The sequence below is a fragment of the Flavobacterium sp. KACC 22763 genome (assembly GCF_028736155.1).
Lineage (GTDB): Bacteria > Bacteroidota > Bacteroidia > Flavobacteriales > Flavobacteriaceae > Flavobacterium.
On record NZ_CP117879.1, the window covers coordinates 1,015,938 to 1,039,727 of the forward strand.

A 23,790-nucleotide genomic window follows, 5' to 3' on the forward strand; every position below is an offset into this window, starting at 1 on the left:
CTAAATTTGGGTTTCTTGATTAGTGTTTTAGCATCTTGTGTGCGTACTGAATGCCTAAACCGTAAGAACCGCCATATTTTTTCATTAGAGAAGTTACAGGTCCATAAGTAGCTTCGCGCGCCCAGTCTCTTTGAAGTTCTAACAAATACTGGATAGAAGTAATAGGAATTGCACCGGCTTGCACCATTCTCTGTACAGCACGTTCGTGAGCTTCTTTGCTTACATCGCCGCAAGCATCTGTAATAATGTAAACTTCGTAACCTTCTTCAATAGCCGACATTGCAGGCCCAACAATACAAACGCTTGTCCATAAACCAGCTAGAACGAGTTTCTTTTTGTTTTTCGCTACAATAGCTTTGTAAGCGTTTTCATCTTCCCAAGTATTCATAGTGGTTCTGTCAATATATCCAGAAGTAGCAATTGGATAAAATTCTTCAACTTCAGGGAAAACAGGACCTGAAAAACTTTCTTCTGCAACTGTAGTTACCACTGTTGCTACATTGAAGATTTTTGATGCTCCAGAAACGATTGCCACATTGGTACGTAATTCGTGTACAGGAAGATTGACTGTAGCAAAAGCCATTTGCCCTTCAAAATCGATTAAGACTAAAGCGTGATTGTCTGGAGTTAATAAGTTAGAGGATGGTTTCATGATGTTTATTATTTTTTAGATTTATAATTAGTTAAAAGATTATTTTTAGGTTCCGAGAGAACTAGCGATATATCGTTATTCTTGCGATATGCTGTTATTTTTATATTAGTGTGTAGAAAGCTTTTTAATCATTTCGGCAGAAACAGAGTCTGCATAAATTCCAAAGGCGCTAGTTAGAACACCTTTTACATTGTAAATGTCAGAGATTATGCCGTACACAATGTCTTCATCGCCAGGATCAGTATCGCCTTCAAAACGAAATAAATACTCAATTTTGAAATCTTCAGGAGACATACTAAGCGTATTGTTATTGTATCGTATACAATCTGAATCGAGATTAAAGTTTTCTGTAAAACCTTGTCCATTCAGCCATTGCAAAGCTTCTGTAACGGTTTCAAAATAGGGTTGTTGTAGTGAACTCATGGTTTAGGAAGTTTAAACTGTCTGCAAAAGGTTTTGCAGACAGCTATATTTTAAGAGTTATTTTATAAAAGCTAGAATATCATTGTTGATTGTTTCTGCTTCTGTAGTTGGCATTCCATGAGGAAATCCTGGGTACGAGATCAATTTTCCGTTTTTCAGCAATGCAGCCGATTTTGGTGCTTGGTGATAAGGAACTATCTGGTCATCTTCTCCGTGCAAAACCAAAACTGGAATATCCAAACTTTTAAGATCTTCTCTAAAATCGGTTTCAGAGAAAGCTTTAATTCCTTCATAATGAGCCAAAACAGAACCCATCATTCCTTGACGCCACCAATTTTGCTTAATTCCTTCTTGAACTGTTTGGCCTTCACGGTTCCATCCATAAAAAGGAATTGGAAAATCATAAAAATATTGTGATCTAGTAAAAGCTGTCCCTTTTCTAATTTCGTCAAAAACAGACAAAGGCACACCTTCAGGATTCGATTCGCTTTGCACCATAATTGGCGGTACAGCGCTGATGATTACTGCTTTTGAGATACGTCCTTTTCCGTATTTTGCTGCATAACGAATTACTTCACCGCCTCCTGTTGAGTGACCAACGTGAATAGCATCTTTTAAATCAAGAGCCTCAACTAATTGAGCGATATCAGATGCGTAAGTTTCCATGTTATTTCCTTCAGAAGTTTGGCTTGAACGCCCGTGTCCGCGGCGATCGTGGGCAATAACTCTATATCCTTTTTGAAGAAAAAACATCATCTGTGCGTCCCAATCATCGCTTGATAAAGGCCATCCGTGATGAAAAACAATTGGCTGTCCTTTTCCCCAATCTTTGTAATAAATTTCTGCTCCGTCTTTTACTGTAAATGTGCTCATGGTTTTCGATTTTATGATTAATATTTGTTTATATTTTTAATTTAAAATGATTTATAGGTTTAAAATTTAAACTTATAAGTGGTATTGCGTTTTGTTTTGTTATGATTACACTGCAAATGTATTGCAGAGTGAAATCTGAATTGGTTAATCTAGATTAAGAAGTGATTTTTTTAATGTCTAACATACGCTGAGGCTTGTATACTGGAGGATTTTTATTAGTTGTCATATTTCGTCTTTTTATATTTGTTAATAATGCCAGACTTTAGCCAATTAGCGTGCCTTATTTGCAATGCCTTTATTTTAAAGGCTTTATTAAAAATAGAGCGTTTTTTATTTGCGATATTTCGTTAATTCGTGAAGAGTTCGTTTTTCCGCAAACTGGATTGAATAGTTTTTATAGATAAAAAATGATAAATCCTTTAAAATAAATACAAAATAGTATGTATTTTTGCCAGCAACTATTGAACAAGCAATTGAAAAGGGTAATCATCATAGCGCTTTCTATTTTAATTTTGTCGCCATCTTTTGGCAGCTTGTTCGTTTATGCTTCTTTTAAAATCAATCAGAAAGAAATAGCCAAAACCATTTGCGTTCAGCGTAAACAAGCTTTTAATAGCTGTAATGGTCGTTGCGAACTTCAAAAAAGCATTAAAAAATATTCTGATAACGAACGAAAAATGCAAGACAGTCTAAAAGATAAGCTAGAGCTTGTGTATGTTCAAAATACTGCTGAAATCAATTTTAGCGCGATTCCAGTTATCGAATCAAAAGAGAATACTTCTATTTTATCTGTAAAGAAACCAATCGCGGCTTCTAATCTTACTTTTCATCCTCCGCTCTATACAGCGTAGAGGTCACTTTAGTTTTAAATTCCAAATATTTTAAACTCCAAATTCTAACTCTTGGATTGGCTCTGTATAATCTGTTTTTCTTTTTTGAAACTGATTTTGATCTTCTTTTGTAATTGAAAAAGAAAACTCTTCTATTTTCAGTTACGGTGCCATTCTTTTGGGGTATTCACAGCATTTTGACTCTTTTCTGGTATTCGAAAAATTATATCAAAATGCTACAGTTTAAACTTTTTTTTATCACATCATCAAATGAAATCTTTTAATTTTTGGATAATCGCACTATTGTTTGCGGTTACTTCCTGTACAATTGATAAAACAGATTACGAAGCAGAAACTGGTTCTGAAGTTCCTGAAAATTATGTTTTTAAAGAAGCAACTTCGTTTACTAGCGGCATCTATAAGATTAGTATAGAAGCTTTAAACGGAACATTTTATAAAGGGTATAATGAGCTTCACTTAAAAATTGTCAATACGCAAAACAATCAGGAGCTGACTTCATCTGCTGTAACTTTTCTGCCTATTCTGAGCAACGCTGACGGAAGCAAAAGTTCATGTCCGCATGAATATAATGTGGCATACGATTCTGCAAATAAATATTACAGTGGGTATTCTGTTTTTACTGGTGAAAGCTCTACTACGGCAAGCTGGAAACTGTACATCAGTTTTACGGCTGATAATCAAAAATATGAGATTAACAAAGATGTTTCTGTAGCGCAACAAACCAATAAGAACCTTAATATGACGGCTTTTGCAGGAAGTGATGGAGAGCAATATGTAATCGCGCTCGTTTCGCCTCAAAAACCTACTGTTTCAAAAAATCCGCTTGTGGCTGGAGTTTACAAATACAACAAACCAACAACGCCTGCTGGAACTTTTCCAGATCCAACTCAATTTTCGTATTCAAAAGTAGTGGGTTATACTTTAAAGTTAGATCCTAGAATGCCTGAACCTTCTATGGGAAATCATTCTTCGCCAAATAACAAGGATTTGGTGCAGGAAAATGATGGTTTATATCACGGTGTAGTTAATTACACAATGACAGGAAACTGGACCTTGAATTTAATTATGATGAATCAGAACGGATTAATCGTAAAAGGAACCGTAGTTCCAACTGATCATACGCCTGGAGTAGAAGGCGTGAAAAGCGAACTATATATTGATACTTTATTCTAATAACATGAAATATATTATAATGCTGCTTTTTTTGGGATTGTCAGTAACAGCTCAAAATCAGCATGCACATCACGACAGCATCAAAAACTTAGGAGAAGTAACAGTAAAAAATAGGACGAAAAAGAAAATTGAGACAGAAATGAAAATGGCCGTTTCTGTTGATGAATTTTTGTCATCATCGGAGAATATCAGTTTTATAAAACGTGGAGCTTATGCGTGGGAACCTTTGTTGAACAACATGAGCACAGAACGTTCTACAGTTACCATTGACGGAATGCATGTTTTTGGCGCTTGTACCGATAAAATGGATCCGATTACGTCTTATGTAGAAAGTAATAATCTTGCGGCAATTGATATTAAATCGGGACAGGAGGGAAGTCTGCATGGTTCAACCATCGCGGGAAGTATCGATTTAAAAAGAAAAAGCACGCCGTTTGGTCTTCAAAAGAAATGGAATGGAGCGTATCAGACAGGATTTGAGTTTAATAATAAGCAGTTTTTCAATTTAGGAAATATCTCTTATTCGGGAACTAAGTTTGTGGCAGACGGAAGCATTTCGTACCGAACTGCCGATAATTACTATGACGGAAATAACAATGAAGTGAAGCATTCGCAATATAATAAATTCAACACTTCATTGGGATTGGCGTATAAAACAAGCGATTTATCATCATTACGATTAGACGCGATTTTTGATGTGGCAAAAGATGTAGGTTATCCCGCTTTGCCAATGGATTTATGGCTTTCGCGCGCACTGATTACTTCGGCTTCTTATAAACAATTGTTTGAAGAAGGATTGGTTAGAGTAGTAGATACAAAAATATATTTTAATGCCATTGAGCATTATATGGATGATACAACGCGACCAGAAAATTTAGTTCACATGGATATGCCGGGCTGGAGCACGACTTACGGATTGGTTTCTAAAGCCAATTTGAAAAAGAATAATTATTCGTCTGAAATTCAGTTGAATGCTTACGATAATTTATCGATTGCAGAAATGCGCATGTATCCGCAAGACAGAAGCAAAAGAACAATGTTTGCGTATAGTTGGCCTTGGGTGACGACTCGTTTTGCTGGACTTTCTATGAATAATTCTTGGGAACTTTCGGAAAAAAGCACCGTGAATTTGGGAGGTTCTTTAGGAGTGAATTACAATTATTCTAAATATATAGAATTCAACTGGATTTTTCACCCTGGCGCACCTCAGGAAAAAACGAGATTTCTGCCAAGTTTAAATGCCAGTTATCAGTTAAATGTTGACCAGTTTAATTTCTCTGTAGGAACAGGCTACGGTCATAGAGCGCCTTCTGTTTCTGAAGGTTACGGATATTACATTTACAATAGTTTTGACCGTTATGATTACATCGGAGATCCGAATCTGAAAAATGAAATTTCGTATGAAGGAAATGCAAGCGCAGGTTTTAAAAACGAAAGATTAAGCATTCAAGGGAAAATTAATTACTTCTACATTGATAATTATATAATTGGTAAAATCTTGAGTTTAGGTAGCCCAATGAATTATCAGTCGGTTGGTGTAAAAGGATATACTTCTCTAGATTATGCTACACTTTTAAACATATCTGCCAATGTGAGCTATGATATTTTGGAACACTTGCACTGGAAAGGAACGCTTACTTATGCTCGTGGAATGGATAATAAAGGAGGAAATCTGCCATTTATTCGTCCCTTGAGTTATGTGACTTCATTGCATTATATGTATAAAAATTTCGGAATCCAGACTTCTGTAAATGGCGATTTTGAGCAGATTAATTACAGTCCAGAATATGGAGAAGATTTAACGGCTGCTTATGCCATTTGGAATATTTCTGCCAATTATTCTTTTACAATCAATAAAGTGAGAAGCACGATACAGATTGGCGCAGAGAATGTATTAAACGAATATTACAGCACGTATGCCGATTGGGGAAATATCCCAAGAATGGGACGCAATATTTTCACGTCTTTAAAATTGAATTTCTAATTAGCAAAACATCAAAATTAAATTTAAACACATAGAGACATAGTCCCGATTGCTATCGGGATTGATGCTGAAAAGGAAGAATTGAAAGAAACTAGTTTCTAACACATAGTTTGCTATGTGAATTTAAATTAGTGAAACGCCTTTTTTAAAGTTAAGCTAACTATGTTTCTATGTGCTAGAATAATTAACTCAATAGTTTAAAATAAAATAAAACACAATAAATTAAAATCACAATATGGAAACTTTAAAAAAATACTTTTTATTATTGGCAGCAGCACTAACATTTGCATCATGTTCAAATGATGATAATAGTCCCGCAGCAAACAATCTAACATTGGAATTCAATAATACATTTAAAGACAAAACAATTGTTTTAGGAGATGCGACTTCGGCTTCTGCAACGTCAAACACTTCTGCAGTAGGACAAATTCACCATTTCTCTGAGGTAAAATATGTAATCAGTAACATTCGTCTAATAAAAGATGATGGAAGCGAAGTGCCTTACAATGTAAATGATTTGGATAAAGGTGCGACAGTAATCGACCAAGCAAAAACAGCTTCTTTAAGTTATGTTTTGAGTAATGTGCCATCTGCGACGTACAAGCAGATTAAATTTGGTTTAGGAATCAAAACAGAACAAAATACATTAGACCAAACAAGATTTCCTAAATTTTATGCAGCTGCTGGAGCTAATGATACAGCAATGATGTGGGAGTGGGGAACAGGATACCGCTTTACAAAAGTAGAAGGATTTTATGATGCAGATAATAAAGTAATGTCTATTCATACCGGAAGTACTATTGCTGGAACAGAAGGTGCTTATACTCAAGGTGTAAATGCCTATAGAGATGTTACATTAAGTCTTACTACAAATGCTGTAGTTGGAAATAAAGCTCCGAAAATCAAAATTAAAGCTGATTTTGATAAGCTATTGAGTGGAAAAATCAATACAATTACATTATCAACAGGAACAGGAATGGGTGATAATGCCACTCCAAATGTGCATACTGCTGCACAAATGGTAAAATTTGTGGACAATCTGGGAGGAAACGGAACAAATGATATTTCAGGAATGTTTTCTGTAACTAGCGTAGAAAACTAAACTAAGCTTTGATGTACAAAATTAATTGCCTCCATCTTTAGATGGAGGTGAATAAATTTAGCAAAATTAGGGCTTTAGCCTAAACCCGTTAATTTGGCTAAAGCCTAGTTCGTTTACATTTTTAAAATCCCCTAGTTAAAACTAGGGGCTATTGAAAAACTAAATCTAATCTATTGATTTAAATTATATGAGCCGTCTGAAATTAAAAGACGGCTCTATTTTAAAATTCATTAAAATGAAAAAAATAGTCAGTTTCATTATAATCATAATCTTTTTCGCTTCTTGCAGCAGTAGCGATTCTGATGAAACTTATTTTGATAATCCTGAGCTTTCATTGCATATTCCGACTGATTTTCCAGAAGTAAACAGTTATGTGAGTTTGAACAAGCCTACAAAATATGGCGTTGAATTGGGCGAAAAACTTTTCTCTGACAAAAGATTTAGCGCAGACAATACGATTTCGTGTTCAAGCTGTCATATTCAAGGAAATGCTTTTGCAGATCATAATGCACGAGCAATTGGCATTGAAGGAAGAGTTGGACTTAGAAATGCGCCACCGCTTCAGAATTTAATGTTTCTAAAGTTCTTTAATTGGGATGGAAGCAGGCTGCAGTTGGAAACACAACCTTTAGTACCAATTATTACCCACGAAGAAATGGATTCTTCGATTCTGGAAGTGATCGGAAAAATTAAAGACGATGCATCTTATAAAGACTTATTCAAAAAAGCTTTTGGAGATCAAGAAATTACTGCTGACAGGATTTATAAAAGTATTGCTCAGTTTGAATACACATTAATTTCTGCTAACAGCAAATACGATAAAGTGAAACGAAAAGAAGGTCAGTCTTTTACAGAAAGTGAAGCGGCGGGTTACGCAACGTTTCAGCAGAAATGCGCCAGCTGTCATAGTACAGAATTGTTTACAGACCAGAGTTTTAGAAATATTGGTTTTCCTTTAAACACAGATTCTAACGAGGCGGGAAGAGGAAGAGTAACAGGAATTTCGTCTGATTTTATGAGTTTTAGGGTTCCTAGTCTGCGTAACGTTGAATATACAGCCCCTTACGGTAGTTTTGGTCAGTTCGAGACTCTAAAATCTGTTTTGGATTATTTTGATAATGGTGTTTTGGAAGCAGAAAATCTAGATCCTATTTTTAAGAATAATGGCAATAGAATTCCGCTTACCGAACAAGAAAAAGAGAATCTTCTTGCATTTATGAAAACCCTGAGCGACAAAGAATTTACAGGAAACTAATCTCGAAAGACTTGATTTTACTGGCATTTGGCATTTCTTTTATAAAAAAGAAGAAATGTTTATAATATGTTGATAAATAATACGTTGCTGATTGTGTTAAAATCTGATTTCGATAGATTAAATGTTTTAAATTTAGTAACTGAATGATAGTTAATTATTTAAAAGTATTTGAATATGGAAAGAGCTATAAAATTACAGGTTCGCAAAGAACTTGACGGGAAGCAGCAGGTAAACGTAATTAAGTTAAAAGGCAGTTTAATTACCAAAGGCTACACAGAAATTATCCATATTAGCGATAAGGACGATGAATTTTACATTAATTCGTTTGCAACCAAAACAGAAGCAAGCAATGAAGTAAAAGAATTTATTTTAGATTTTATAAACAAAGAAAATTTAAGCAATACAATTAGTGTTCTAGCATAATATGATAGAACTGTACAATTGTAAGGTTTAATATCGCAGAATTAAACTGCACTTGTAAAACTTGTATTTTGATCCAGATAAAGAGGCTTGTCTTCTATAACATCATCTGGTTTTTCGTCCCAATCTCCCCAATCTCCTACATAAGTTTTACGGAATATTAATTCGTTATTGTCACCATTACAAACCAAAGTTCGGTCAGTGCAGGTTTCATTGTTTGGACTGAAATTTATTTGTAAATTTTTCATGACGTGATTATTTGTAATTGTTTGTATATGAGATTATAAAAGTAGAAATAACCAATGAAAATTAATTATAAAATAATATTAAATTATTGTTTAATTTGCATGTATTAGATTGAAAAATAACGTTATACAAAAAATGCTAAACATATTGTTTAGCATTTTTTGTATAGTCTCTCATCTTTAATCTTTAATCTTTCTTTCTCTTAAGGCATCTTCCTCGGGGTTCATCGCCTTCTTGAAGTATAATTTCAGAATGTAAGAACTGTGCGGCATCTGCAGAACCTTGTACTTTTGCAGCACTGCGTTCGAGCATTTCAGTTTCAAATTCGTTTAACACACATTCTCTCAATCCTCTTTCTTTCCATTTTGACTTTGCGTTACAGCCTTTCGAAATTTTTCTGGCCAATTTTAAAGCATCTAATAAAGCTTGATTAGCACCTTGTCCCTTAAACGGACTCATCGGATGTGCTGCATCGCCAATTAAAGTGATATTTTGATTCTTTTCTAATAATGCTGAACTTAATAATTCGCGGTCGTAAACTGGATATCCAGAAATTAAATTTTCTTGCGTTGCTGCCAAAATCTGAGGAATAGGAGTGTGCCATTGCGTTCTTCGGCAAGCTTCTTCTTTCAAGGCTTGTGGCCCTTTTGCACTCAATTCTTTGGCTTCTTTTTCAGACATCGGAAAACTAAGCTGCCACATCACAGAATCTGCTGTATAGGGCATTACATAAATACGTTCATTCCCGTTGGCAGTCTGAAATATTGTTTCACTATCTAGTAATTCGCTTTCAAGTCCTTCTAGAGAACTTAAAGGACAAATTCCTAATATTACAATGCAATCTAAGTAACGTAGTGGTGTAGTTTCCTCGCCAATTATGAGTCTTCTAACAGCACTGCGAATGCCATCTGCACCTACAACAAGATCGGCTTTTACTGTTTTTATTTCTCCGGTTGTCTGAAAGTCTAGTTCTACACCGTCTTCAGATTCTCTTAGATTTACTAATTGATGTCCCCATTGTACAGCATTGTTTCCTCCAAGCTGTTCTAATAAAGCTAATCGAAGCGATTGTCTTGCGATATGTATGTTGGTACGTTTTGTGGGTGATTTAATGGCGGTTTCCAGCCATTTTCTCGTTCCCCATTCGCCTAATATTTTTCCCTCAGTATTGTGTACAATATGTTTTGTCGAAATTACGCCGTCTAAAGAAGTAATTCCTAAACCTTTCATGGCTTTACTGGCTTGCTGTAAAGTAAGTCCGTAGCCTTGAGATCTTGCATCAAAGTCGCTGTCTCTTTCATAAATTGTAAAAGGAATTCCGCGGTGTAAACAGGCTACCGCTAATGCGACACCGCCTATACCTGCACCAATAATGGCAACATGCGGTTTTGTGAGATCGGGTTCAAGATACTTTTCAGATTGAATTAATCCAGATCCTGAACAATTTGTGCACAAATGCAGATGCGCCTTCGGACGTATCGGAGCAATGTTACTCTGCTTATTCTCATATGCCGCCAATTCCGTTTTATAAAGGCGTTGCGCTTTTTTACTGAGTCCGCGATTTATTTTGCCCTGTCCTTGGCATTCATGGCATATAGTCCACATATTCTGTTGTAGCTTGTTTTAAAGGTGTAAAAATAACTAAATGATGTCAGAATAAAACGTTAATCTTTATAAGGTATGACTTCCAGTGTTTTATAGGATATGAAGTTTTGACAAATAATAAAAAATTATGATGTTGATGCCAAAAAGTTCAAAGGACAAGAACCTGAACTCGATGATAAATTGAATAATGAAGAAAAAAATAATGTGAGAACGTCTCAAGTTTATTTGAGGCGTTTTTTTGTGCTGCTTTCTTCGTTGAAAATTCATTTTATACTTTTATAATGACTTTTTTCAAGAGATAAAGGTGAAGAAGTAAAAAATATGACTTGATTTTTATAGATTTGTAAAAATCTATTACAATCTCTCAAATAGTAATTGGGAAACAATATATAATACAAGGCATGAAATCGGTTACTTCAGTTTTTTTTCTTTTAATGTTTGTCTGTTCAAGTTCTTATTCGCAATTGAGCTCTGATAAAATATTCGAGAGTTTTAAGCAGGGAGAACGCACCAATTGTTCATCTATTGCTTTTATCAAAGCTTCCTTAAATGTTTACGGATTAGATAATCTTTTTGTAAGCGAAAAGCTAAATGACGATTTATATAGAATTACTTTAAAAAACAATGCTTCATTCAATTTGAATAGCAGTGAAATAAATAAGGCAAAACAATCAGCGGGTTTTGTTTATATTAAAGACAATTGCGACAGTGAGAAAATTACCGATTATGCAGAATTGACTTATGCAGTTATGGCAAAGTACAAGCAGATAATTGATAAAGAATCTACTTTTGATAAAGCATTGGAGGATTTAGAAGACGGTACAGTTTATACGCCAACTATCTACAAATACCTAGGATTTGCTTTAGGAAAACAAATTCAAAAGCTTAAAAAAGAATCAGGAACAGATTATTGCGGTGTGGTGGCCTGGTCAAAAGTGCATGCCGTTTTTGTATGTGGAGAATTTATGGATTATTATGGAAACAAAAAGAGCTTGTGGATTAAATATCCGAGCCGTTTCAGAATAATTAAGTCATAAAACAGTAAAATTAACTTTTGGTAAAATGTGCTGAAATAGCCTAAAATGCTGCCTTTAGAGTAATCTTTTCCTTATCGCAACGTAACAATTATAATTTTATTGTGAAAAAGAAATTATAAAAGTTGCAATTTAACATAATTTATATATTTTTGTTTTTATTCAAGAACCAAATCTATTAAGAAAATGAAGAGCAAGATTATTTTATTATGTGTCCTTTTCTTCTTGACGACTGCTGCCGTTTCTGCACAGGCAAAAAATGCACCAAGAAGTATCATTAGTACAACAGCTTTAATTCGTAAATACCATGATCAAAAAGAATTAAGTGGTATGCAAAAAGGAGAACTTCTAGAATTGTACATTGAGCGTATTAAAGTTCTAGTAAAAACACTTCCTTACATTGCTTTGGTTACTAAACCTGGTGTAACAATGGCAGATTTAGGTATTCCAGACACTGGCGAGAATAAAAAAATCTTAGATGGACAAGCAGAGGGAACAACTGTTTTCTTAGATACTACAGTAGATTTTCAAAGAAAAATGATGCCGTATTCTGATAAAGGAAATCTTATCGCAGCCATCTTGTTTTATGAAACTACATTGAAATCTTTGCACGAGTTCAACGAATTGTAATATTTCAATAATTAAATATAGAAGCTCCAAGGTCATATGATCTTGGAGCTTTTTTTTATAAAAAATTAATTTGCCTCCATCTTTAGATGGAGGTAGATAAAATTAGCCTGAAATGGCTTTAGCCAAATTTCTCAAAGTTTAAAACATACCCTTTGGTTTCAATCAGAGAAATGCAAAGAAAAGCGATTTTGGCTAAAGCCATAAACAGGCAATCCTTCAAAAAATCCCCTACTTGAAACTAGGGGCAATAGATAAAGCTCTACTATTTTTGTCTATTTCCATCAATTGTATTAAAATATCTCTCGCAGATTTCATCAGATTTATGCAGATTAAAGTTATCCTATTTGATTTATATGCTTGAACTAAAATCGTTGGGAAATATTCAGCTTTTAGTACAATTCTTATAAAATGATAAAAAATCTAATATTATCTAACTATTTTATTTTTAATTGTTTAAGGTTTTCTATTTAAATTGATTAACATTTTTTTTGCAAAAAGTTTAATTAAAATTTGGGAACTAAAAATTTTAACATACTTTTGTTCTATCAAATTAGTAGAGTTTAAAAATTAGTTAGAAATACAGAGATTAAAACCTTATCATTTCATTTTCTGAAATATAAAAGCATAGGACATTTGCAACTTATGCATCACTACGGTTAAAATTCCTCTTTTTAAATTCATTATAGATTTTTAATAACACTATCCTGAACAAGGATAAAAATTGTATAGGCCAAATAAAATAATAATCTAAAAAAAGTAAAAATGAAAAAACGAATGTGCTGCAGATAAAAAGAAAAACCATTTCTGTTGCAGCAGAAATGGTTGGAGTTTAAAGAAATTGTCATCTCTAATAGGAAAGTAAGAATAGTGTAAAACTGTTCTAGGCTCGCCTTATTTATTAAACTAAAACAAAGTAATGAAAAAAAAATTAAAAAGATATGCTTGGCTATGTATTTTGTTGATTTCCATAGGGGTTAAAGCTCAAGATACTAAACCTTTAATTCAGTCTAAACTGGAAGGAACAGTGGTCGATGCCATTACAAAAGAGCCAGTTATTGGAGCTTCGGTAACCATTAAAGGGACTACACACGGTGTTATCACAGATACAGATGGAAAATTCTTCTTCCAAACAGGACAAAAATTCCCTTATACACTTTTAATTAGTTATTTAGGATATAAAAAAGAAGAAGTTGTAGTAAATAAAAACGCTATAACTATTAGTCTTACTGAAGAACAGAATGCGTTATCTGAAGTAGTGGTTACGGCACTTGGAATTTCTAAAGAAAAGAAATCTCTTGGATATACAACTCAGGCATTAAAAGGAAAAGAATTGGCAACTACAAAAGAAACCAACTTTTTGAATGGACTTTCGGGTAAATTGGCGGGTGTTCGTATTACCAATTCACAAGGAGATATGGGATCTTCGCGTATTATTATTCGTGGAGAAACTTCTATTGCAGGAAACAATCAGCCGCTTTTTGTGGTAGATGGAGTTCCTGTAGATAACTCACAATTGAACTATGGTGGAGCTACACGTGATTTTAGAAACGCCATTGCCGATTTAAATCCGCAGGATATTGAGACGTTGACAGTTTTAAAAGGTCCGAATGCTGCCGCTCTTTACGGATCGCGTGCTGCGCATGGTGTGGTGCTTATTACCACAAAATCTGGAAAAGGACAAAAATCAGGATATGGGGTTACTTTTAATACGGGTATAACTGTTTCTCAAGTGGCTACTTTACCTTCTTTCCAAAATACTTTCGGACAAGGTTCTAACGGAAGATTTAGCTACGTAGATGGAAAAGGAGGAGGAGTTAATGATGGAGTTGACGAAAGCTGGGGACCAAGAATGGATGGGCGTCTTATTCCGCAATTTTATTCTAAAGGAGAAGCTGTGCCTTTTGTAGCACATCCGAATAATGTGAAAGATTTCTTTAACACGGGACTTACTTACGACAATAGTGTTTCTATTGCAAAATCTAACGAAAAATCAGATTTCCGTTTAGGTGTAAACAATCAAAAACAGCTTGGAACGGTGCCTAATAGTGAAATAAACAAAACAAATTTTACAGTTAATACCAATTATCAGATTTCTGAAAATGTAAAAGTTGGGGTCAATGCTAATTATATTGTAACAAATGCTCCACAATTGCCAGGAGGTCCATCTGGTGGACGTGCTGCGGGTGTAATGCTTCAGTTTCTTTGGTTCGGACGTCAGGTTGATATCAATGAATTGGATAAAGACTGGTCAACTAACTGGAACAACAGTTACTATAGCAACCCGTATTGGAATGCGTATTACAATACAACAAGCCAGCAGCGTAACCGTATCATTGGAGATGTTCACTTAGATGCGAAATTGGCAGAAGGATTGAACTTCAGATTCCGTACAGGGGTTGATTATTATAATGACCGAAGAAAATATACTATCAAGTATGGTACAAACGGAACTCCTTTCGGATCGTATGCAGAAGATGCTTACACTGTAAATGAGCAAAATACTGAGGGTATATTTCAATATACAAAACAGCTAAATGATGATTTCAGTTTAGATGCACTTGCAGGTTTCAATATTCGTAACCATAGCGATGCCAACAACTATCAGAAAGCGCCACGTTTAGCGGTTCCAGATTTGTACACATTGACAAACTCTAGAGATCCGTTGACTTCATCAAATTCATTATCGAGATTGAGAGTTTACAGTGCTTATGCTTCTGCTCAGGTAGGATTTAGAAACTATGCTTTCTTGAACGTTACGGCGCGTAATGACTGGTCTTCGACATTGCCAAGCAGCAACCGTTCTTATTTCTATCCGTCTTTTAACGGAAGTGTAATCTTAACAGATGCATTGAATATCAAGAGCAGTACACTTGATTTCTTAAAAGTTCGAGGTGGGTGGTCTGAAGTAGGTAATGATGCAGATCCGTACCAATTGGCTACGGTTTACAATTTCCAAACTGCTTTTGACGGAAATCCGATCCAGACTTCTTCTCAAAAGAAATTAAATGAAAACTTAAAACCAGAAACAACTCGTTCTACAGAGGTAGGTCTTGAAGCTTCTTTCTGGAAAAACAGACTTCATTTTGATGTAGCGTATTACAATACAAATAGTTTCGACCAAATTTTAGAAATTAAAACTACAGCATCAAGCGGTTATACTTCGCAGTTAATCAATGCGGGTAAAATTAACAACCAAGGTATTGAGGTACAATTGGACGGAAATCCGGTTCAAACTGAAAACTTCAAATGGAATGTGGCTTTAAATTATTCAAAAAATAAGAGTAAAGTAGAAATTCTAGATTACGCAGGAGATATTAAAAACTATACAATTGGTTCTTCTGGAGGTGTAGATGTATTGGCATCTGTTGGACAAGCTTATGGAGCACTTTATGGAACTGCGTATGAGCGCGATGCTAGCGGTAATATTGTGGTAGGAGCAAACGGTCTTCCAAAGGCAGACCCTACAAAGAGAGTTTTAGGACACTATACGCCAGATTATTTAGCAGGTCTTACAAATACTTTGACTTATAAAAATCTTGAACTTTCATTCCTTGTTGATGCTAGCGTTGGTGGCGAACTTTTCTCTGGAACAAACAGAACAGGAAACTATACAGGAGTTCTGGCACAAACTCTTCCAGGGCGTGGTGCTGAAAATGGTGGTTTAAGCTACTATTATCCAGGAAACAATACGGCTAATCCGAAAACTCTGGTAGCTGGCGGAGCTGCTCCAAGCGGTGTGACAGTTTATGATGACGGAATGATTTTCGGAGGTGTATTTGCAGACGGAACGCCTAATAATAAAGTGATTAGTGCACAGGAATATTATAAAGCGTCATACAACATTAGCGAAGCGTATATCTACAGTTCAACTTTTGTAAAAATGAGAGAAATCAAGCTTACTTATAATTTTAATAAAAAGCTGGTTAAAAAACTAGGATTAGAAGGAGCAAGCGTTACTGCTGCTGGTCGTAACTTATTCTTTATCTACAAAGATGCACCAAATATTGACCCTGAAACGGCTTTCAATACAGGAAATGCACAAGGATTAGAAAGTTTAGCGTTGCCAACAACCAGAAACTACAGCCTTAACCTTAATGTTAAATTTTAAAAACTCGGAATCATGCTAAAAAAACTATCATATACAATACTGTTTGCATTGGCACTGAGCTCTTGCAGTGATACTCTTGACGATATAAATAAAAATCCAAATGCAACTGAAACTCCGTTGGCGCCTTATCTTTTGACTGGTACATTAAAACAAGGAGCAGATTTGTATTGGGGAGATGCGAACAACTTTAACTCAACGTTGCTTTTTGTACAGCATTGGGCTAAAATTCAATATACAGAACCAGATCGTTACGATGTTTCAAATGCTTCTTTCACTTCATTGTGGGATAAGGGGTATGCGACTCTGATTACAGATTTGAATACGATTATAAAATTTCCAGATGCACAGGCTAACTCTAATTATAAAGGAATTGCTTTATCGCTGCGTTCATGGACATTTTTATTGCTGACAGATGCTTACGGAAGCATTCCGTACAAAGAAGCAGGTCAAAATGTAACGCCTGCGTATAACACGCAGAAAGAAGTTTACACAGGTTTGCTTGAAGATTTGAAGCAAGCGCAATCTTTATTAAACTCTGCAAATGGTTCTGTTACTGGAGATTTGGTTTACAAAGGGGATATAGCAAAATGGAAGAAGTTTGTGAATTCGCTTCGATTGAGAATTGCATTAAGAATATCAGATAAAGAACCAGTATTAGCAAAACAAGCAGCCATTGATGCAACAACTGATGCCGCGGGAGTAATCAGTAGCGAAAGCGAAACATTTAAGTTTACTTACACTAGTTCGCCACAGCAAAACCCTGCTTCGGCTTGGTTTGAAACTCGTGATGATTTCCGTATTTCAAAAACTATGGTGGATCAATTATATGCATTATCAGATCCGCGTTTGCCGATTTTTGCTCAATTGCCATCAGATGCAAGTGTAGGCAAATATGTTGGAGGAGCTAACGGATTATCAAATAGTGATGCTAACAGCCAAGGTTTTGCTAAAACATCAAAACCGGGAACTTATTTCCTTACATCGGCTTCACCTGCGGTAATTGCTTCTTACTCTGAAACTTTGTTTAATTTGGCAGAAGCTGCAGCAAGAGGTTATATTTCTGGAGATGCAGAGCAGTATTACAAAAATGCTATTACAGCATCATTGATTCAGTTTGGAGTTAACAATCCAACAACTATTTCAACGTATCTGAATCAGGCAAGTGTAAAATATGATGCTTCAAACTATGCTAAATCAATCGGTACGCAAAAATGGATTGCTTTCTTCGGTCAAGGTCTTGATGCTTTTACAGAATGGAGAAGATTGGATTATCCAGTATTAAAAGCTGGTCCAGCTACTGTTTTGGATGGAAAAATACCTTCGCGTCTTTTTTATCCTGGTACAGAACAATCTCTTAACGGAGCAAGTTATCAAGCTGCTGTTGCAGATCAAGGAAAAGATTTATTGACAACCAAATTATGGTTTGATGTGAAATAAATTTGCTTGCAAATAATATTCCGTAGGAATATCTGGTTGGTAGAAAAAAAATGGAACGTTATGCATAGTGTCCTGTAGGGACACCTGTTTTGACGAAAGAATATATTTAACGTTTAATCAAACGTTCCTACGGAACGCAAATTGATAATCCGAATTTAATTTCTACCAATGAAACATTCCTACGGAATGAAAAATTCTACCGACCAAACATTCCTACGGAATGAGTTGCATTGTTTTTTTTGATATTTTAATATTCCGTAGGAATATCTGATTGGTAGAAAAAAAATGGAACGTTATGCATAGTGTCCCGTAGGGACACCTGTTTTTGCGGAAATAATATGTATAATGTCTAATCAAACGTTCTACGGAACGTAAATTCATAATCCGAATTTAATTTCTACCAATGAAACATTCCTACGGAATGAAAAATTCTACCGATCAAACATTCCTACGGAATGAGTTTTTTTGAGTCAAAAAGCCCTGTATCAACTAAGATATAGGGCTTTTGCATTATTCCATTCGCTGTTTTTGTCTTTCCTGATTTGATTCTTCTTCAGAACTTCCGCGTTTCCAGTATGAAACAGCATGAAAACAGTCACGTTCCAATTGAAGCTCTTCTTTCAGATGTTTTCTTATTTTCCTGATTGTCTCAAATTCTGCTGCGGCAAATACATATTGCTGGTTTTCTTTAGCTAATAAATCGATACATTCTTCAGCTAGTTTACTACCGTCAAATGGTGAAGGATTATAGATCCATTTTACATTGAGATTTGCTTTGGTATTTAGAATCAATACATCTCTATAAGAATTCACTTCGAGCAAAAGCATAACATTTACATTCGAAGACAAAGTTTCTAAAATAGCTGAAATAACCGGAATCGCCGTACTATCTCCAACAATAAAATAATTTTCAGATGAAGGAACAAGCGGTTTTTGGCTTTCCTTCATCGCAATTCCAAGAAAATCTCCCGATTTAGCATTTTCTGCCCATTTAGAAGCAGGTCCGTTATCGCCATGCGTGACAAAATCGATTTGGAGAGTTTTATTAATGAAATCAATGTTTCGTGTAGTATAGGTTCGCATTGCCATAAAAAAGACAGAGTTCCAGATGGATTCTTCATAATCGTCGCAATACATGGCAGTTTCAGAAGGAATATAAATTTTATTATTGCTTCCAGAACGCATATTCTGAAAAAGATTTACTTGTTCGTCAGACATTTTAAAAGTTATCCTGATATAATGTGGTGTAACGAACGTTTTTTCTTTTACTACAAAAATAGAACGTGCTACATTTCGTATTAGTTTATCCATAATTACTTTGATATTTTAGTTTACAATTGCCTGAATTTCTTTTCGTTCCGACTGAAGAAGACTTGCAATAGCAATAACACAGCTAAATGCCCCAAAAAAGTAGATGGATTGGTAACTGAACCATCCCGCAATTAGACCTGCCGTTGGCCCCGCAATTCCTAACGAAAGATCAAAAAATGCCGCATAAGCGCCTAAAGCTGTTCCTCTCATTTGCGGTGTTATTTTCTGGATAGCCAATACGCCTAAAGATGGAAAAACAAGCGAAAACCCAATTCCGGTAAGAGCGCATCCTAAAATAGCTGTCCAGCCGTTAGTGGATAAACCTATGCATAACTGTCCAGCAATTTCAATCAAAAAGGAAATCATAGCGACTTTAAACCCGCCAAAACGATCTGGATAAGAAGAGAAAAACACGCGGGTCAAAATATAAGAACCCCCAAAAAAAAGAAATCCAAGAGAAGCTCCATCCCAATTTTTCTGACTGAACAATAAAGCGATAAATGATGCAATGCAGGCAAAAGCAATAGAAGAGAAGGCGAGTGCAATTCCTTGCGGAAACACTTTTCCGATTACTTTATAAAAAGGAGTTCTTAAATGTCCTTTGTGCACAGGAACTATTGGCAATCCTTTGGAAGCTGTCCAGCTTATAAATGCCAGAACTAGAATTGAAGAAAAGGCAAACGTACTTCCAAATTGGACAATCCACAGGCTGAAAGGTGCACCAATTGCGATTCCGGCATACATGGCGATTCCGTTCCAAGTCATTACTTTACCCGAATTCTGCTGTCCTAAAAGTCCAATTCCCCAAGTTAGCATTCCTGTTACCAGAAAACTTTCAGCTATTCCGTGAACGATTCTGGACAATAGCAATAATGAAAGCGATAATAAAGGAATTGAAACTGCAGAACAAGCGCACATATATAAAACACCCGCTAATAGAACCAGCAAAATGCCTCGTGTTGTACTGATTTTTGAACCTAAAACATCAGTTGTCTTTCCTGCATAAGCGCGTGTGAGCAGTGTTGCCAATGCCTGTAAACCAATAACTAAGCCAACGGCAAGATTGCCAAATCCTAATTCTTGTTTTATAAATTTTGGCAGTATGCCTAGAGAAATGCCGATTGTGGTATAAACTGCCAAAACCGTTATCACAATAGGAATTAAAAGTTTGGTATTCGATTCAGAGTTTAATTTTGGAGTACTGTTTGTAGTGGTACTTTCTGTCATAATTTTACTTTGTATATTAATAATTTTACAAAGGCAAAATTATGCCTGCGCTACCTTTTAATGGTTGTCTATAGCAAGGGTTTCGTTGGACAAATCATGGTTTTTTAATCTGAATTCAGATGCAGTCATTCCGATATTTTTTTTCATAAAACGCGAAAAATAAGCATGATCTTCATAACCCAATTCAAAAGCGATTTGTTTAATATCTAGTTCTGTATAATACAATAAACGTTTGGCTTCCAATGCAATGGTCTGCTGTATCCAATAACTTACAGTGAAACCTGTAACTTGTTTTACAATTTCATTTAAATACAATGGCGTTATATTTAATAAAGCAGCATAATCTTTAACCTGCTTGCATTCTTTAAATTTTGATTGCACAAGTTGTTTAAATGTATTTACGGCCTGATACTTTTGTCCGCCAATAAGTTCTTTAGCAGAATCTTCTTGTATAAGTGCTCCGATAAAAAATCCTAAAAAAGCATCAGCCAGCGAATATTCAGTTTGATCTTGAAAGAATTCTCTTTTTTGTTTTAGCAGATTTTCAAGTATCGGAATAACAGAAAAAATCAAATTATCAGACGTCAACTGTATTCCCTGTCTGCTGTTTAAATGCGTATTTAAGATTTGAGTATATTTCTCAGAAATCAAAAGTGAATCCATAAAAATATACCATCCTTTGCAATTGTTTTGATTGAGGTAAGAATGCACTTGTCCAGGCGCAACATAATAAGCGCAATGATTGGACATTGTAATGTGTTTAAAATCAAGTTCCAATTTAAAAATACCCTGAGTCAGCACAATAAACATATAATGGTCATCACGATGAGGCGCCTGCGCTTTCTCTGAAAATGCTCCAATCGGAATAATATCTATCCCAATGGTTTTCATTTCATCCCGATGTATTTCAATGTGATTTAGGCTCATTTTTTAGACTGAATTGTATTCAAAGGTAAAAGGAATTAGAAAAAGTTGTTCGTTATTTTACAATTTTTGCCTTATCTGAATAATTTCCTTTGTAAAAAAATATATAAACCATGAAAACAAAAATCATTTTAAGCACATTCATGATGCTTACTTTTTGGTGTAATGCCCAAACGACAGATCCTGCTTTAAAAGAGGTAAAAAAAGTTATTGAAGCCAGCAACAAAACGTTCTCCGATTTTACTAACAAGAACGACGGTTCTATTGTTGCAAGATATACGGATGATGCTTGTCTATTTCCGCCAAATGGAGAACCAAAATGCGGAGCAAAACAAATTGATTCCTTTTTTAGAGGCGGACCTCAAGTGCATGTTGTATTCACAATTCAGCATCTTTATGGAGATGCAAAAACAGCCGTTACAGAAGAGAGTTTTTATGAAATGACTGATATGAATGGCAAAAAACTAGATGACGGAAAAGTAATTGTAATCTGGAAGAAAACCAAAGACGGCTGGAAAATGCATCGTGATATGTTTAGCAGCAATCATCCTGCAAAACAAGGCTAAAAACCAATGTTAACGGCCTGCTGTAAATCGGTGTCGTTTTTTAGCATCGAATTTCTAGATGCCGATGGTGTAATGCCGGTAAATTTCTTGAATTCTTTAATAAAATGAGCTTGATCATAATAGCCATTGTCGTAAGCTATAGTAGTCAATGATTCTGTCGTATTGAGCACTAAATCCAGACTTTTATTAAATCGGATTACAGAAGTAAATGCAGCAGGACTGATGCCAATATTAGACAGATAAAGTTTTTGGATATACCTTTCTGATAGGCCTGAATTGCGGGCAAGGAAAGGTAAATCCAATTGCTGATGATTGCGAAAAAGTTCCTGACTTAGATGCTGCACTATTGAAACTTTCTTTAGACGAGTTTCATTCTTCTTTAATTTTTGAAGAAAATACGTTTCTAAAACACTTATTTTAGACAATAAATCGTCCTTTTCCATAATCTGATCATACAAATCTCTGTTTTCTCCCAAAGCTACATCATACATATCGGTAGCATAATTGGTAAACTCTGATAATGGATCTGAAAAAAACAATGCACTGGCATGCGGATAAATTCTTGCTATAAGTACAGATGTTCCTTTTGCTACAGAAAGACGTGTTGGAAGCGTGAGATGCCCTAGTAATTCTATTGCAGGAGTGTCTTTTTGTTTGCCGTTGATAATAGTAGCTGCAAATCCACCAGAAATATTTACAATCAAATCGACATATCCGCTAGGATAAAATACTTCATTGTTGAGATCTTTTTCAATTGTCACAACAGTGTAATTCTTGATAAAAGGCGCTAAACTGGCGGATGGCAAAATCTGCATATCGTTTTTTGTTGTAATTTAGAAGTAAATTAACTGATTTATAGCAAGTTCTAAATTAGCAATAATTACAATATAAACGAACTAAAGTTTTGGAGATATTGTTACAATTTTCCATAATTTAGAAGCTTATAAGAAAACACAAAACGGATAACTGATTAATAGAAATAAGCGAAATAATATGCAGACAATATTAGGAGCAAACGGGCAGATTGGCGAAGAACTGGCGAGAGAACTAAAAAGAAATTATACTTCAGATATTCGACTTGTAAGTCGCAAAGCACAAAAAATAAATGATACAGATACTGTTTTTTCAGCAGATTTAGCTATTAAAGAAAAAGCAATAGAAGCTGTTAAAGGCTCTGAAATCGCATATTTTACCTTAGGCCTTCCGATGGATTCTGATTTATGGGAAAAGCAATTTCTGCTCATTTTAAGTAATGTTATCGAAGCCTGTAAAATCAACAAAACGAAACTGGTGTTTTTCGATAATACGTATATGTATCCGCAAGACGGCAGAGTTCTTACTGAAGAAACCGTTTTTGAGCCTGTTGGCAGAAAAGGAAAAGTCAGAAAAGAAATGGCTGAGATGGTTTTAAACGAAATAAAATCAGGTGGGTTAGAAGCAGTTATTTGCCGAGCACCAGAATTTTACGGCCCAGCCAAAACGCAGAGTATTACCAATACTTTACTATTCAATGCTATTAAAGAAAACAAAAAACTCAAAGTGCCTTTGAGTGACACTAAAAAACGAAGCCTAATTTGGACTCCCGATGCAAGTCGTGCGACAGCGTTAATAGGCAATACACCAGATGCTTTTGGACAAACTTGGCATTTGCCTGTTGATGAAAGCCATATTAATTATAAAGAGTTTGTTGCTCTGGCTTCTGAAATATATGGGAAAGAGTTAAAATATTCTGTTATGCCAAAGTTTGTATTTAAAATAGGATCACTTTTCAATAAACAAGCAAAAGAATTACAAGAACTGCTTCCAAGATATGAGCATGATAATATTTTTGATGACTCAAAATTTAGAAAGCGTTTTCCAGATTTCGTAGTAACAAATTATAAAAATGGAATTGAAGAGATTAAAAACGAATAGTATAAACAAAAAGTCCTCTATCAATAAAGATACAGGACTTCCGATTTACAATTTT

The 23,790-nt window shown here is 35.0% G+C and carries 21 protein-coding genes; 12 read left to right on the forward strand and 9 right to left on the reverse strand.

Features of this window, described 5'->3' with window-relative positions; genetic code table 11:
- Nucleotides 1–19: 19 nt before the first annotated feature.
- The 3 genes from PQ463_RS04385 to PQ463_RS04395 form a co-directional block, all read right to left on the reverse strand.
- Nucleotides 20–652 (reverse strand): hydrolase, encoded by a 633-nt coding sequence (locus PQ463_RS04385; protein WP_274256484.1) that lies wholly within the window; start codon nucleotides 650–652, stop codon nucleotides 20–22.
- Nucleotides 653–757: 105 nt separating this feature from the next.
- Nucleotides 758–1,075 (reverse strand): phosphoribosylpyrophosphate synthetase, encoded by a 318-nt coding sequence (locus PQ463_RS04390; protein WP_111375975.1) that lies wholly within the window; start codon nucleotides 1,073–1,075, stop codon nucleotides 758–760.
- Between the two features lie 57 nt (nucleotides 1,076–1,132).
- Entirely contained in the window at nucleotides 1,133–1,948 is an 816-nt protein-coding gene (locus PQ463_RS04395; protein ID WP_111424722.1) for an alpha/beta fold hydrolase, read from the reverse strand.
- Nucleotides 1,949–2,388: 440 nt separating this feature from the next.
- On the opposite strand from PQ463_RS04395, the gene PQ463_RS04400 reads away from it, so the two are divergent.
- The 6 genes from PQ463_RS04400 to PQ463_RS04425 all read left to right on the forward strand — a co-directional run bounded on the left by PQ463_RS04400 (nucleotide 2,389) and on the right by PQ463_RS04425 (nucleotide 8,736).
- The gene (locus PQ463_RS04400; RefSeq protein ID WP_274256486.1) at nucleotides 2,389–2,799 is read left to right on the forward strand and encodes a hypothetical protein; all 411 of its coding nucleotides are present in this window, start codon (nucleotides 2,389–2,391) and stop codon (nucleotides 2,797–2,799) included.
- A gap of 249 nt (nucleotides 2,800–3,048) precedes the next feature.
- On the forward strand, nucleotides 3,049–3,972 hold the full coding sequence (locus tag PQ463_RS04405; protein WP_274256488.1) for a hypothetical protein: 924 nt from the start codon (nucleotides 3,049–3,051) through the stop codon (nucleotides 3,970–3,972).
- Nucleotides 3,973–3,976: 4 nt separating this feature from the next.
- Nucleotides 3,977–5,956 carry a TonB-dependent receptor plug domain-containing protein gene (locus tag PQ463_RS04410; protein ID WP_274256489.1) on the forward strand — a complete coding sequence of 660 codons (1,980 nt, stop codon included), beginning with the start codon at nucleotides 3,977–3,979 and terminating at the stop codon, nucleotides 5,954–5,956.
- Between the two features lie 235 nt (nucleotides 5,957–6,191).
- Nucleotides 6,192–7,058 (forward strand): MbnP family protein, encoded by an 867-nt coding sequence (locus tag PQ463_RS04415; protein WP_274256490.1) that lies wholly within the window; start codon nucleotides 6,192–6,194, stop codon nucleotides 7,056–7,058.
- A gap of 235 nt (nucleotides 7,059–7,293) precedes the next feature.
- On the forward strand, nucleotides 7,294–8,313 hold the full coding sequence (locus tag PQ463_RS04420) for a cytochrome-c peroxidase (protein WP_274256491.1): 1,020 nt from the start codon (nucleotides 7,294–7,296) through the stop codon (nucleotides 8,311–8,313).
- A gap of 174 nt (nucleotides 8,314–8,487) precedes the next feature.
- On the forward strand, nucleotides 8,488–8,736 hold the full coding sequence (locus tag PQ463_RS04425; RefSeq protein WP_111369468.1) for a hypothetical protein: 249 nt from the start codon (nucleotides 8,488–8,490) through the stop codon (nucleotides 8,734–8,736).
- A gap of 41 nt (nucleotides 8,737–8,777) precedes the next feature.
- Here the strand turns inward: PQ463_RS04425 and PQ463_RS04430 are convergent, their stop codons facing one another.
- Together PQ463_RS04430 and PQ463_RS04435 are read right to left on the reverse strand one after the other, a co-directional pair.
- Nucleotides 8,778–8,981, reverse strand: a complete 204-nt coding sequence (locus PQ463_RS04430) for a hypothetical protein (RefSeq protein ID WP_111375971.1) — start codon at nucleotides 8,979–8,981, stop codon at nucleotides 8,778–8,780.
- A gap of 184 nt (nucleotides 8,982–9,165) precedes the next feature.
- Nucleotides 9,166–10,584 (reverse strand): FAD-dependent oxidoreductase, encoded by a 1,419-nt coding sequence (locus PQ463_RS04435; protein ID WP_274256492.1) that lies wholly within the window; start codon nucleotides 10,582–10,584, stop codon nucleotides 9,166–9,168.
- Nucleotides 10,585–10,985: 401 nt separating this feature from the next.
- Between PQ463_RS04435 and PQ463_RS04440 the strand changes: the two genes are divergently transcribed.
- From PQ463_RS04440 to PQ463_RS04455, 4 genes are all read left to right on the forward strand, one after another.
- A complete protein-coding gene (locus PQ463_RS04440) occupies nucleotides 10,986–11,621 on the forward strand; it encodes a hypothetical protein (protein WP_274256494.1) in 636 nt (211 codons plus the stop codon).
- Nucleotides 11,622–11,804: 183 nt separating this feature from the next.
- Complete coding sequence (locus PQ463_RS04445) at nucleotides 11,805–12,248, forward strand: hypothetical protein (RefSeq protein WP_111375968.1); 444 nt, start codon at nucleotides 11,805–11,807, stop codon at nucleotides 12,246–12,248.
- Nucleotides 12,249–13,164: 916 nt separating this feature from the next.
- A complete protein-coding gene (locus PQ463_RS04450) occupies nucleotides 13,165–16,356 on the forward strand; it encodes a SusC/RagA family TonB-linked outer membrane protein (protein ID WP_274256496.1) in 3,192 nt (1,063 codons plus the stop codon).
- 12 nt (nucleotides 16,357–16,368) lie between these two features.
- On the forward strand, nucleotides 16,369–17,793 hold the full coding sequence (locus PQ463_RS04455; protein ID WP_274256497.1) for a SusD/RagB family nutrient-binding outer membrane lipoprotein: 1,425 nt from the start codon (nucleotides 16,369–16,371) through the stop codon (nucleotides 17,791–17,793).
- Between the two features lie 510 nt (nucleotides 17,794–18,303).
- On the opposite strand, the gene PQ463_RS04460 is transcribed toward PQ463_RS04455, so the two are convergent.
- From PQ463_RS04460 to PQ463_RS04470, 3 genes are read right to left on the reverse strand one after another with little or no spacing between them, the layout of a single operon-like run.
- The gene (locus tag PQ463_RS04460; RefSeq protein WP_274256499.1) at nucleotides 18,304–19,104 is read right to left on the reverse strand and encodes a siderophore-interacting protein; all 801 of its coding nucleotides are present in this window, start codon (nucleotides 19,102–19,104) and stop codon (nucleotides 18,304–18,306) included.
- A 15-nt stretch (nucleotides 19,105–19,119) separates the two neighbouring features.
- Nucleotides 19,120–20,331 (reverse strand): MFS transporter, encoded by a 1,212-nt coding sequence (locus tag PQ463_RS04465; protein WP_274256500.1) that lies wholly within the window; start codon nucleotides 20,329–20,331, stop codon nucleotides 19,120–19,122.
- A gap of 57 nt (nucleotides 20,332–20,388) precedes the next feature.
- Complete coding sequence (locus PQ463_RS04470; protein ID WP_274256501.1) at nucleotides 20,389–21,258, reverse strand: helix-turn-helix domain-containing protein; 870 nt, start codon at nucleotides 21,256–21,258, stop codon at nucleotides 20,389–20,391.
- 110 nt (nucleotides 21,259–21,368) lie between these two features.
- On the opposite strand from PQ463_RS04470, the gene PQ463_RS04475 reads away from it, so the two are divergent.
- Complete coding sequence (locus PQ463_RS04475; protein WP_239457772.1) at nucleotides 21,369–21,821, forward strand: YybH family protein; 453 nt, start codon at nucleotides 21,369–21,371, stop codon at nucleotides 21,819–21,821.
- On the opposite strand, the gene PQ463_RS04480 is transcribed toward PQ463_RS04475, so the two are convergent.
- On the reverse strand, nucleotides 21,818–22,636 hold the full coding sequence (locus tag PQ463_RS04480) for a helix-turn-helix transcriptional regulator (RefSeq protein ID WP_111375962.1): 819 nt from the start codon (nucleotides 22,634–22,636) through the stop codon (nucleotides 21,818–21,820). The two genes, PQ463_RS04475 and PQ463_RS04480, sit on opposite strands and share 4 nt — an antisense overlap.
- Before the next feature lie 178 nt (nucleotides 22,637–22,814).
- Here PQ463_RS04480 and PQ463_RS04485 point away from each other — a divergent pair, with 178 nt between their 5' ends.
- On the forward strand, nucleotides 22,815–23,735 hold the full coding sequence (locus PQ463_RS04485; protein WP_274256502.1) for an NAD-dependent epimerase/dehydratase family protein: 921 nt from the start codon (nucleotides 22,815–22,817) through the stop codon (nucleotides 23,733–23,735).
- The last annotated feature ends 55 nt before the right edge of the window (nucleotides 23,736–23,790 follow it).